Origin of the sequence: Stutzerimonas chloritidismutans AW-1 (assembly GCF_000495915.1) — a bacterium.
Classification (GTDB): domain Bacteria; phylum Pseudomonadota; class Gammaproteobacteria; order Pseudomonadales; family Pseudomonadaceae; genus Stutzerimonas; species Stutzerimonas chloritidismutans.
Genome location: NZ_AOFQ01000023.1, coordinates 1 through 11,555 on the forward strand (window position 1 = coordinate 1; position 11,555 = coordinate 11,555).

Below are 11,555 nucleotides of genomic sequence, written 5' to 3' on the forward strand. Positions count from 1 at the left end.
CCCAAACAAAAACGGCCCCGCGGGCGGCCCTGCCGATATCCAATGCCTGGCAGCGCTACTTGGCGACCTCGGCTTGCGCCACCTGAGTCGCGGCCTGCGCCGGCTGCTCGTACTTGGCGATCAATGCGAGCATCGTCGCCTGCGGCGCCAGTACCATCTCGACCCGACGGTTCAGAGCTCGGCCTTCCTTGCTGTCGTTGGCTGCACGCGGCATGTCGGAACCCAGGCCTCGAATGCGCAGGCGGTTATGCTTGAGGCCACTCAGGCGGAAAATGGCCGCCACGGCACCGGCACGCTCGCGACTTACGGTGCGATTGGTGTCCGCAGAGCCAGTGCTGTCGGCATGACCGAGTACGACTACGGCAGTCTTGTCGTCCTTCTCGACCAGCTTTGCAACACGGGTGATCGGCCCGAGGGTTACCGGCAGGAGCATGCCGGGACGATCCGGATTGAAGGACGAGTCCACCGGCGCTGTCACCACCAGCACGCTGTCGCGGCGCTCCACCTCGAAACCACTGCCCACGAGCGCATCCTTCAACTGCGGCTCGTACTCATCGAGCCAGGCGTAATCCACCTTGACCGTAGCCGGGGCAGCGACCTCGCTCGGTTTCTCGCTCTTCGAGCTGCAGCCGGCAACGACGATCATGCAGAAAATCAGGGAGACGCTCTTCAGCAGGTTCATGAGGCAGGTTCCGTCAACCAGAAGCGTTCTAGGAGGGTGCGACCAATCGAGGTGAGGCCACTATTGAGTTCGAGTTGAAATTGTGGACGCAAGCCCTTCTTTTGAAAAGCCTGCGAGGCCAGAAGTGACGAGTGGTTCAACGCAGGCATGCTGCAACGCTGCGCGCCAGCGATTGAGCACGCGGGTCCATCAGCACATAGGGGCCGAGGGTATTGGTCACGAAACCGAACCCCAGTTCACGCTCCGGATCGGCAAAACCAACACTGCCACCGGCACCAGGGTGACCGAACGCCTGCTCTCCCATGCCAAAGGTGGCATTGGCGACGTGCGGCTGATCCAACCAGCAGCCGAGTCCGAAACGCGTGGCCGCCAACAGAGTGCGGTCTTGTCCTGCGCTGTGCTCGCTGGTCATCTCGCGCAGCAGCGACTCATCCAGAAGTTTGCCCTGCAGCAACCCTGTATAGAAACCCGCCAACGAGCGGGCATTGCCATGGCCGTTGGCTGCCGGTTGCGCCATGCGTCGCCATTCCGGTTTGTTACCACTGCTCATGATGGACGGTGGATTGTTGAAGGCCCGGACACTTATTGACTCCGGCTCGCTCATCAAGGCCTTGAACAGGCGCTGCGCGGCAGCGTCGCCAAAGTCGTTCTTGGTGCGCGTGAGATAAGCGACACGATGAGCCTCGGAGTCGCCGAGACCGATATAGAAGTCAAGCCCGAGCGGCACCGCCGTACGACGAACGATCGACTCGCCTGGCCCACAGCCATCGACACGACGCAGGAGCTCACCAACCAGCCAGCCGTAGGTCATCGCCGCGTAGCCCTGATCGGTGCCGGGCGTCCACCATGGCTCTTCGGCTGCTAGCGCGGCGGTCATGACGTCCCAGTCGTACAGCGCTTCAGCGGCTAGCGGTCTGCGAATCGCCGGCAATCCCGCCCGATGACAGAGCAGCTGACGCAGGGTGATGGTTTCCTTGCCATTGACTGCGAACTCCGGCCATATACGGCCGACGGGCTCATCCAGCTGCAGCTTGCCTTCCTCGACCAGCTGCAGCGCAGCAACCCCGGTGAAGGTCTTGGTGCAGGAGAACAGGTTGACCACCGTATCGCTGTGCCACACCTGCTCGCCCTGATTGTCGGCAACGCCGGCCCAGAGATCGACGACCGTCTCGCCGCCGATCTGCACGCAGAGTCCCGCGCCGCGCTGCTGGGTGCCATCGAACAGCGCGCCGAACGCATCGCGAACGGCCTCGAAACGAAGATCGAAATAGCCCTGAACCTGCACGCTGTCACCTCTCGCAATCAATTCTCGGGATTCTTGCAGCCGCCATTACGCAACAAAACCGCCAGACGAAGCGGTGATGGGGTGATATCGCGACCGGTTATCTCGCCTATCAACCGATCTCGCGACGGAACGGCGGCAGCGCATTGAGGATCGCCTTGCCATAGCGCTGCGTCACCACCCGCCGGTCGAGCAGCGTGATGGTTCCACGGTCCGCCTCGGTACGCAGCAGCCGCCCACAGGCCTGCACCAGCCGCAGAGAGGCATCTGGAACGGCGATCTCCATGAACGGGTTGCCGCCGCGCGCCTCGATCCACTCTGCCAATGCGGCCTCGACCGGGTCATCGGGGACTGCAAACGGAATCTTCGCAATCACCACATGCTCGCAGTATGCCCCCGGCAAATCGACGCCTTCGGCAAAGCTGGCAAGCCCGAACAGCACACTGGACTCGCCATCGTCCACCCGCGCCTTGTGCTTGTTCAGGGTTTCCTGCTTGGACAGGTTGCCCTGGATCAGCACCCGCCGACGCCATTCACGCTCCAGGCCGTCGAACACGTCCTGCATCTGCTTGCGTGACGAGAACAGTACAAGTGTTCCCCGTGCACCTTCGACCAATCCCGGCAGTTCGCGGACGATGGCTGCCGTGTGTGCTGCAGCATCGCGCGGATCGGCCTTCAGATCGGGGACGCGCAGCACCCCGGCATCGGCATGATGAAAAGGACTCGGCACCACGGCGGTGACCGCAGCCTTGGGCAAACCGGCCCGCATGCGGTAGCGGTCGAAACTGTTCAGCGCCGTGAGCGTCGCCGATGTCACCAGCGCACCAAAGGCGACATTCCAGAGATTGCGCCGCAATGTTTCCGCTGCAAGGATCGGGCTGGCATTGACCTCGATATCGAACAGCGCCCCGCCTTCCGCAAGGGTCAGCCAGCGCGCCATTGGCGGGCTATCCTCCGGGTCTTCGACGGTGAATGCGGTCCACAACTCCCAATTATTCTGCGAACGCGTCAGCAGACTGCCGAACAGCGGGTACCACTCCTCGGCCTGATGGCTGGCGATTCCGCCACCTGCTTCGCCGTCCATGGCCTCCTTGAGCAGTTCAGCGATCCGACTGAACAGATCGGTCAGCTTGGAAAAACCCTTCTTCAGCTCGGTGCCCAGCTCGATCAGATGCTCCGGCACCACGCCACCGACGAAGCGGTGCCGCGGCCGCTCACGGCCCTCCATGTCCTCACCGGCCTTGAAATCGGCCAATTGCTCACAGGCGCTGAACATGAACTGCTGCTGGGTGCGCAGATCACGAGCCAGTTCTGGGATGCCCTCCACCAGCCGACCGAGCTCGCCCGGCAGCGGATGTTGGGCAAGCAGCTTGGTCAGGTTCTTTTCCACCTGCCCGAGCCAGTCAGCCGTGGAGCGCAACCGGGTGAAATGGGCGAAGTGACCGATGGCCTTGTCCGGCAGATGATGCCCTTCGTCGAAGACGTAGATGGTGTCACGTGGATCGGGCAACACCGCACCGCCGCCAAGGGCCAAGTCAGCCAGAACCATGTCGTGGTTGGTGACGATCACGTCGACCTTGGTCATGCCCTCACGTGCTTTGTAGAACGCGCACTGCTGAAAGTTGGGGCAATGCCGACCGGTGCATTGGCTGTGATCCGTGGTGAGCTGCGACCAGTCCGCATCGCCCAGCTCCTCCGGCCAGCTGTCGCGGTCGCCATCCCAGCGATTACCCGCCAGCTTCTCGATCATGCCGGTGAAGAGCTTCTGGCTGCGCTCATCGACCTCGATCCGGAACCCTTCCTCCTCGAACAACTGGGCAGTCGCGCTCTGCGCCTGCCCCTCCTGTAGCAACAAATCCAGCTTTGACAGGCACAGGTAGCGCCCGCGGCCCTTGGCCAATGCGAAGCTGAAATTCAGTCCGCTGTTGCGCATCAGGTCTGGCAAATCCTTGTGCACTATCTGCTCCTGCAGGGCGACAGTTGCCGTGGCGATCACCAGCCGCTTGCCAGCCGCCTTGGCGGTGGGGATCGCCGCCAGACTATATGCGACGGTCTTGCCTGTACCGGTGCCCGCCTCGACCGCGACGACCGCGGGCTCGCTCTCGCGACGCCCTTCATCGTCGGTCTTGATAGTGCCGAGCACCTTGGCGACCTCGGCGATCATCAGGCGCTGACCATAGCGGGCCTTGAGCCCCTTGGCTTCGAGAAAACGGCTGTATGCGCCCTGGATCTGGGACTTGAGTTCGGTGCTGAGCATGGGCGCGGAGCTGTATATATTTTCAGTACTTCAATGGGGCGGCTATGATAGCGCGCGTTCGCCTTGCCGCCACCGGAGATTTGCCCCATGACGTCATTTGCCCTGCTTTACACTCTGCATGTACTCGCCGCGACGGTCTGGGTGGGCGGAATGTTTTTCGCCTGGATGGTGCTGCGCCCGGCGGCGGTGGCGGTGCTGCAGGCACCGGAACGGTTGACCTTATGGGCAGATGTGTTCCGACGTTTTTTCGTCTGGGTCTGGGTGGCGGTGCTGGTATTGCCGCTAAGCGGCATCGGCATGTGGCACATGCGCTTCGGCCCGCTGGAAAGCGCACCGCGCTACGTTCACATCATGGCCGGTCTGTATCTGGTGATGCTGGCGCTGTTTCTGCGTATTCAGCTACTGCAGTTGCCGGTCCTCAAGCGCGCGGTCGAGGCCGAGCGGTGGCCGGACGGTGGTGCGGTGCTCGGGCAGATTCGCCGCCTGGTGGGCATCAACCTCGTGCTTGGCCTGCTGGTGATCGCGCTGGCCAGCGTACGGCCGTCGTTCTGACAGCCGTAAAATAAAACAGCCGGACACTGGGCCCGGCTGGATCTGTTACCGCATTCGACTCAAGGGCGTGCTTCGACCTCAGCCTCTACGCGACGGTTGATAGCTCGGCCTTCTTCGGTTGCGTTATCGGCCACCGGGCGCGACTCACCGTAGCCAACCGCATTCACCCGATCGCCGCCAACGCCATACTCGTCGACCAGCACTTTACGAACCGCATTGGCGCGGCGCTCGGAAAGGCGCTGATTGTAGGCATCGGTACCGACGGAGTCGGTGTGGCCTTCGAGCACGGTCGTGGTCTGGCCATATTCCTTCATGAAATCAGCCAGATTCTGGATGTCGCCATAGCTATCCTGCTTGACCACATCACGATCGAAGTCGAACTTGACGTCCAGTTCGACGCGCACCGGCTCTGCCGCAGGCTCCGGTTCCGGCTCGGACTGAGGCATCGGCTCGACCGTCTCGACGACGGCGACCGTTTCCTCTTCCATGCCGTTGGCCCAACAATAGGCTGCCGCGACACCACCACCGATCAGCGCACCCCAACCGGCATAGGAGCTACTCTCGATGGCCCCCAGCGCGGCACCGCTCACGCCACCCACGGCCGCACATGTCGGCCAATCCTGTTTCTGCACGCCTGCACAACCAGCCAGGAACGTGGTCATGACAATAACGGGTACTGCTGTCCGTAATGTACTCATCGATCAAAACCTCCAGTGTGGACATTCAGCCAGAATCGCCACGTACGGGAATCCGGGCGGCTCCGGTTATTTTCAGACTAGGCCGACAAACGGCACCGCGCTAGTCTTCACCTTTGAAACGAGGATTCTCTATTGACTGAAAACCCTGTAGTGCACACGCCACAACAAGCGCTTGCGGCGATGCTCGAGCACTATGCCCCAAGCCATCTATTGCACGTGGGGCGCAGTGATCAACCTGCTCTGGCTGCCTACGCCGAATGTCATCCGGAGTTTCAGCTAGACCGCGCCGATGCCGCGCCGCTATCAGAACAACTGGCCTCTCAGCGCTACGATTTGGCCCTGTTCGTCGACTGTCTGGAGCACATGCCCAAGCGTAACGGCCTGGAGCTGCTCGGCAGCGTTCGCAATCTGAATGCCAGCCGTATGGCAGTACTCGTGGATCTCGACGCATCCGAATGGAGGACCACAGACTTCTATGCACTAGCCCTGCAAGTCAGCGAGCGCTTCCAGCGCGACGGACAGACCTTGACGCTCTTCACCTACGACCTGCTCCAATACAAGCAGGTTCCGGACTGGCTGAATGCCAGGTTCTGGGCCAACCCGGAAAACTTCGGAAAGTACTGGTGGTGACATGAGCGAACAGCGCCCCCTCGCGCCCAACTGCCCCCTTGCGGCAGCGGCAATACGCTTGACCAGTGCTGTGGCCGTTATCACGCGGGCACACCGGCACCCAGCGCCGAACTGCTGATGCGCTCGCGCTATAGCGCCTACGTGCTGGGTCTGGTCGACTATCTGCAGGCCACCACGCTGCCGGTGCAACAGACGGCGCTGGACATGGACGGCATGCGCCGCTGGAGCCTGGACAGCACCTGGTTGGGGCTGGAAGTGAACGAGAGTGCAGTGCTCGGCGGCAAGCCTGAACATGCACGGGTGACCTTCACCGCCCGCTGGCACGACCAGGCGGGCGAGCATGTCCACCAGGAACGCTCGGCCTTCGTTCAACGCGACGGAAAATGGTATTTCATCGATCCGACGGTGCCACTCAAGGCCGGACGCAACGATCCCTGCCCATGCGGCAGCGGTTCGAAATTCAAGAAGTGCTGCGCCGCCTACGTCTGATGCCAGACCGCACCGGGATAGCCGCCGCGCGAGGCGGCGGCGTGGAGCGGATGCGCTACTTCTCGACGAATGCGCGCTCGATCAGGTAGTGCCCCGGATCGCCCATCCGCGGCGAGACGCTCAGACCGAAGCTGTCCAGCACCTGGCTGGTTTCGTCCAGCATGCTCGGGCTGCCGCAAATCATCGCGCGATCGTCCTGCGGATTGATCGGAGGCAGGCCGATGTCGCTGAACAGTTTGCCGCTGCGCATCAGCTCGGTCAGGCGGCCCTGATTCTCGAAAGGTTCGCGCGTCACAGTCGGGTAATAGATCAGTTTTTCTTTCACCGCCTCACCAAAGAACTCGTTCTGCGGCAGGTGCTCGGTGATGAATTCGCGATAGGCGACTTCGTTTGCGTAGCGAACACCATGCACCAGCACGACTTTTTCGAAGCGCTCGTAGGTTTCCGGGTCCTGGATGACACTCATGAATGGCGCCAGGCCCGTGCCGGTGCTGAGCAGGTAAAGATGCTTGCCAGGCAGCAGGTCGTCGAGCACCAGTGTTCCGGTTGGCTTGCGGCTGACCATGATCTGGTCGCCTTCCTGCAGGTGCTGCAGTCGAGAAGTCAGCGGGCCGTTCTGCACCTTGATGCTGAAGAACTCCAGATACTCTTCGTAGTTGGGACTGGCGATACTGTAGGCGCGCATCAGCGGACGGCCCTCGACCTCTAGGCCGATCATGACGAACTGGCCGTTCTCGAAGCGCAAGCCTGCATTGCGGGTGGTCTTGAAGCTGAACAGCGTGTCGCTCCAATGGTGCACACTGAGAACGCGCTCTACGTTCAGATTGCTCATGCTACGAATTCCTCGTGGTGTCGCGACGGGCGTCGTTACGTGGCGCCAGTCTAGCGATGGCGCCTTTATTCGTTAACTGGATAATAAAGATATAGGTTATCGGTTATATAGATATGCATTTTACTCTCCGTCAGATCGAAGTGTTTGCCGCTGTCGCCCGCCAGGAAAGCGTGTCGCGCGCAGCCGAGAGCCTCTCGTTGTCACAGTCCGCAACCAGTACGTCGCTGGCCGAACTGGAACGCCAGTCCGGCTGCCAGCTCTTCGACCGAGCCGGCAAAAGGCTTTGCTTGAACGCTCTCGGACAACAGCTGCTGCCGCAGGCAGTTGCCCTGCTCGATCAGGCACGCGCCATCGAGGATTTGCTCAACGGCAAGAGCGGCTTCGGCTCACTGGCGGTCGGTGCAACGCTGACGATCGGCAACTACCTCGCCACGTTACTGATTGGCAGCTTCATGCAGCGCCACCCGGAATGCCGAGTGAAGCTGCATGTACACAACACTGCGCACATCGTGCATCAGATCGCGCAACACGAACTTGATCTGGGTTTGATCGAAGGTGATTGCCAGCACCCGGACCTTGAGGTCCAGCCGTGGATCGAAGATGAGCTGGTGGTATTCTGCGCGCCGCAGCACCCGCTGGCCGGGCGCGGCGAGGTGGGCCTGGACGAGCTGACCAGAGAAGCGTGGATTCTCCGCGAGCAGGGCTCCGGCACGCGGATGACCTTCGAACAGGCTGTGCGACATCGGCCAGGCAAGCTGAACGTGCGGCTCGAGCTGGAGCACACCGAAGCGATCAAACGCGCGGTGGAGTCGGGACTGGGGATCGGCTGTATTTCTCGACTGGCGCTGCGTGACGCCTTTCGCCGTGGCAGCCTGGTACCGGTGGCGACGCCCGAGCTGGACCTGCGCCGCCAGTTCTACTTCATATGGCATTCGCACAAGTATCAGACCGCGGCCATGCTCGAGTTCGTCGAACAGTGCCGCGCCCTGACCTCAGGCGTGCGCCGCAGCGATGAAATCCAGCTGCCGCCGATCGCCTGAGGCCCGCATCCGGATCAGCTGGTTGGAATGGAACCCATCTGCTGCAGCAACAGGGCTGCCTGGGTGCGGGTACGCACGCCGAGCTTGCGGAAGATAGCGGTAACGTGAGCCTTGATGGTCGCTTCAGAAACGCTCAGTTCGTAGGCGATCTGCTTGTTCAACAGCCCGTCACAGACCATGGTCAGCACTCGGAACTGTTGCGGCGTCAGGCTGGCAAGCCCGGCGCTGGCGGCCTTGGCCTCATCGCTGACGTTGGCTACATCCTGGATGTTGCTAGGCCACCAGACATCGCCATCCAAAACAGCACGTACCGCTTCCTGGATGGTTTCCAGAGAACTGGACTTGGGAATGAAACCGCTGGCACCGAACTCACGGGAGCGCGCAACGACCGCTGCGTCCTCCTGTGCCGAGATCATGACTACCGGTAGATGCGGATACTGCCCCCTCAGCAGTGCCAACCCCGAGAAACCATAGGCTCCAGGCATGTTCAGATCCAGCAGCACCAGATCCCAATCGGCGCCCTGATTTAGAAGGCTTTCCAGTTCGGCGATGCTGGCCGCTTCCACCAGACGTACGTTTTCCCCTAGCCCCATGGTGAGCGCCTGTTGCAGCGCGCTGCGGAAAAGCGGGTGATCATCGGCAATGATTATTTCGTAAGCAGCCATTGGCAGACCTGTAGTTTTTATTGGCGCTTTTTCATCGGCTTGAGCAGCCGATGCCGACAAGATGACGGCAGAAACCCCGAGACAACGCTCCGGGGATGGTCCGATGTGAAATTTTCGGCCGGCCAGACCGAATATCGGCCGCCCGCCACAACAAATCAAGCGGCGCAAGCATGCCCACCCATGAATAAGTGGTCAAGCGCGGCGCTTTGTAGCAAAGTCTGCGACTTTTCCCGACCGAGCCGAAACATGCGTAGCCAAGCCCTCCGCGCCGACTTCCTGATGCTGATCACCGCCATGATCTGGGGCACGGCCTTCGTCGCCCAACGCATCGGCATGGACAACATCGGCCCGTTTCTATTTACCGGCCTGCGCTTCGCCCTGGGCGCTCTCGCGCTGCTGCCACTGGTGATCTACCAGGGCCGCACCAAAGCCCGGCACGAACCCTTTCTTCAGCGTGGCCTGCTGCTCGGCGGCCTGAGCATGGGGCTTGCGCTGACCGTGGGAATCAACCTGCAGCAGGTGGGCCTGCTGTTTACCAGCGTGACCAACTCGGGATTCATCACTGGCCTGTACGTGATCGTGGTGCCACTGCTGGGACTGATCATTGGCCACAGGACAGGCCTCGGAACCTGGGTCGGCGCCTTTCTCGCCGTTGCCGGCATGGCGCTGCTGAGCATCGGCGAGGATTTCAACGTGGCCTCTGGTGACTGGATCCAGTTGGCCGGCGCCTTCGTCTGGGGCCTGCATGTGCTGCTGGTGAGCTTCTTCGTCAGCCGCCACGACGCGATTCGCCTGGCCTTCCTGCAGTTCGCCACCTGTGCCGTGGTGAGCCTGCTGCTGGCATTGATCTTTGAAGAGATTGAGCCGACCAGCATCTGGCTCGCCGGGCCGGCCCTCATCTATGGCGGATTGTTCGCCGTTGCGGTTGGCTACACGCTGCAGGTTGTTGCGCAGAAGCATGCGATCGCCTCCCATGCGGCGATCATCCTCTCACTGGAAGCGGTGTTCGCAGCCATCGCGGGCGCACTGTTCCTTGAGGAAAGCCTGACGCTGCGCGGCTACATGGGCTGCGTATTGATGTTCATCGGCATGCTCGCCGCACAACTCTGGCCGCGCAAAGCCGAGCCGCTAACCACAGCCAGTCCTGCCAAGGCCTGACGGCCAATCGAGTTCAGCGCGCAGGCTTCAATGCCAGATGCGCGGCGTTCTGCAGGTCCGGCTGGCGATGATACTTGGCACCCAGATAGTGCTCGGTGAACACGTCGAGCAAGGCATCGAGCGTGTTCGCCGCGGCCGAATCTCCAGCCAGATCCAGACAGAGCGCTGCGACCTCGGCGGTGCACAGATGGTCACTGCGGGTGGACCGGCGCAGCCGGTAGCGCGACAGCACCTCGGGTCGCAGGCTCAGTACCGGCAGGCCATCCAGGTAGGGGCTCTTGCGAAACATCTTGCGCGCCTCGGTCCAGGTGGCATCGAGCAGTATGAACAGCGGGCGCTTAGCGTTATCCCGCTCAACTTGCTCAACCACCCGCCTCGACTCGGCGTATTCGCCCGGAAAGATCACCAGTGGCTGCCATTGCGGATCGGCCAGCAGCGCCAGCAATCGCGGGTCCACGCCCGTGCGATGCCAGGTGAAGGCGAAGGTATCGCGCACCACATCGGCAATCAGCCAGCCCGTATTGCTAGGCTTGAGCGGCTCGATATCGTGCATCAGCAGGCAGACACCGCAATCGCTTTCGATCGTCGGAAGCCAAGGGCAAAGGCAATGACTGAATGGTACCCGGCAGCGCTCGCAGCGCGACGCCCGGGAGCCGCGGGCAACGAAGGGTTTGAGGCTCTTGGCCAGGCGTTCGCTGCGCAGACGGGCTACGGCATGGGGCATGAATCGACTCGAGGGTGACGATGAAGCGCGGCAGTCTACCAGCGCCAGGGAGACTTCTGCCCTGCACCGTTAAATGAACCGCACCACAGGCAGCCGGTCGAAATAGCGCAGTCAAAAGGAGACCGCCATGTATCGTCTGACCACCCTGCTCGCTCTGAGCCTCGCCCTCCCCGTTGCCCACGCCGCCTCGCTGCAGGAGCAACAGCTGAATCAGCTGCTCGAGCAGGTCGCCCGCGAAAGCAGTGTCGGAACGCCCCGCGCGATCAACGAAGACATTCTTGACCAGGGCTACACCGTAGAAAACAACATGCTGGTAAACCATCTCAGCGTACAGCCGCGGCATGCGGCGCAGATGCGCGATAACCCGGCCGATGTGCGCAGCCAGCTCGCTGTTAGCGTCTGTGGCAATGAAGGACTACGCAAGCTGATGAGCCAGGGCGCAGTCCTGCGCTATGACTTCAGCGAGTACCAGAGCAACAAGCCCATCGCCAGCGAGCGCTACAAGGCCTCGGACTGCGACCGCTAACAGGTGAACGCTTTTGGCAG

13 protein-coding genes are annotated in these 11,555 nt (G+C 61.7%); 6 read left to right on the forward strand and 7 right to left on the reverse strand.

All coding sequences use genetic code 11. The features are described 5' to 3' along the window. Positions 1-55: 55 nt before the first annotated feature. The 3 genes from F753_RS32920 to dinG form a co-directional block, all read right to left on the reverse strand. Complete coding sequence (locus F753_RS32920) at positions 56-682, reverse strand: OmpA family protein (RefSeq protein ID WP_023444821.1); 627 nt, start codon at positions 680-682, stop codon at positions 56-58. 136 nt (positions 683-818) lie between these two features. Then, positions 819-1,967: an EstA family serine hydrolase gene (locus F753_RS32925; protein ID WP_023444822.1), complete on the reverse strand. Its 1,149-nt coding sequence runs from the start codon at positions 1,965-1,967 to the stop codon at positions 819-821. A 109-nt stretch (positions 1,968-2,076) separates the two neighbouring features. Next, positions 2,077-4,221: an ATP-dependent DNA helicase DinG gene (gene dinG, locus F753_RS32930; protein WP_023444823.1), complete on the reverse strand. Its 2,145-nt coding sequence runs from the start codon at positions 4,219-4,221 to the stop codon at positions 2,077-2,079. 87 nt (positions 4,222-4,308) lie between these two features. Here dinG and F753_RS32935 point away from each other — a divergent pair, with 87 nt between their 5' ends. Continuing rightward, positions 4,309-4,773 carry a CopD family protein gene (locus tag F753_RS32935; RefSeq protein WP_023444824.1) on the forward strand — a complete coding sequence of 155 codons (465 nt, stop codon included), beginning with the start codon at positions 4,309-4,311 and terminating at the stop codon, positions 4,771-4,773. 59 nt (positions 4,774-4,832) lie between these two features. Here F753_RS32935 and F753_RS50170 read toward each other — a convergent pair whose 3' ends face one another. Further along, positions 4,833-5,471: an OmpA family protein gene (locus tag F753_RS50170; RefSeq protein ID WP_473243922.1), complete on the reverse strand. Its 639-nt coding sequence runs from the start codon at positions 5,469-5,471 to the stop codon at positions 4,833-4,835. Between the two features lie 132 nt (positions 5,472-5,603). On the opposite strand from F753_RS50170, the gene F753_RS32945 reads away from it, so the two are divergent. Further along, positions 5,604-6,101 carry a DUF6231 family protein gene (locus tag F753_RS32945; RefSeq protein WP_031297457.1) on the forward strand — a complete coding sequence of 166 codons (498 nt, stop codon included), beginning with the start codon at positions 5,604-5,606 and terminating at the stop codon, positions 6,099-6,101. A gap of 30 nt (positions 6,102-6,131) precedes the next feature. Then, complete coding sequence (locus tag F753_RS32950; protein WP_156924030.1) at positions 6,132-6,590, forward strand: YchJ family protein; 459 nt, start codon at positions 6,132-6,134, stop codon at positions 6,588-6,590. Positions 6,591-6,645: 55 nt separating this feature from the next. On the opposite strand, the gene fpr is transcribed toward F753_RS32950, so the two are convergent. Further along, a complete protein-coding gene (gene fpr / locus F753_RS32955; protein WP_023444828.1) occupies positions 6,646-7,422 on the reverse strand; it encodes a ferredoxin-NADP reductase in 777 nt (258 codons plus the stop codon). 113 nt (positions 7,423-7,535) lie between these two features. Between fpr and F753_RS32960 the strand changes: the two genes are divergently transcribed. Further along, the gene (locus tag F753_RS32960) at positions 7,536-8,462 is read left to right on the forward strand and encodes a LysR family transcriptional regulator (protein WP_023444829.1); all 927 of its coding nucleotides are present in this window, start codon (positions 7,536-7,538) and stop codon (positions 8,460-8,462) included. Positions 8,463-8,476: 14 nt separating this feature from the next. Here F753_RS32960 and erdR read toward each other — a convergent pair whose 3' ends face one another. Continuing rightward, positions 8,477-9,127: a response regulator transcription factor ErdR gene (gene erdR / locus F753_RS32965; RefSeq protein ID WP_023444830.1), complete on the reverse strand. Its 651-nt coding sequence runs from the start codon at positions 9,125-9,127 to the stop codon at positions 8,477-8,479. A gap of 246 nt (positions 9,128-9,373) precedes the next feature. Here erdR and F753_RS32970 point away from each other — a divergent pair, with 246 nt between their 5' ends. After that, complete coding sequence (locus F753_RS32970; RefSeq protein ID WP_023444831.1) at positions 9,374-10,285, forward strand: DMT family transporter; 912 nt, start codon at positions 9,374-9,376, stop codon at positions 10,283-10,285. A gap of 13 nt (positions 10,286-10,298) precedes the next feature. Here the strand turns inward: F753_RS32970 and F753_RS32975 are convergent, their stop codons facing one another. Next, positions 10,299-11,009, reverse strand: a complete 711-nt coding sequence (locus F753_RS32975) for a tRNA-uridine aminocarboxypropyltransferase (RefSeq protein ID WP_023444832.1) — start codon at positions 11,007-11,009, stop codon at positions 10,299-10,301. Positions 11,010-11,136: 127 nt separating this feature from the next. Here F753_RS32975 and F753_RS32980 point away from each other — a divergent pair, with 127 nt between their 5' ends. Further along, on the forward strand, positions 11,137-11,535 hold the full coding sequence (locus F753_RS32980; RefSeq protein WP_014819882.1) for a PA3611 family quorum-sensing-regulated virulence factor: 399 nt from the start codon (positions 11,137-11,139) through the stop codon (positions 11,533-11,535). Positions 11,536-11,555: the final 20 nt, after the last annotated feature.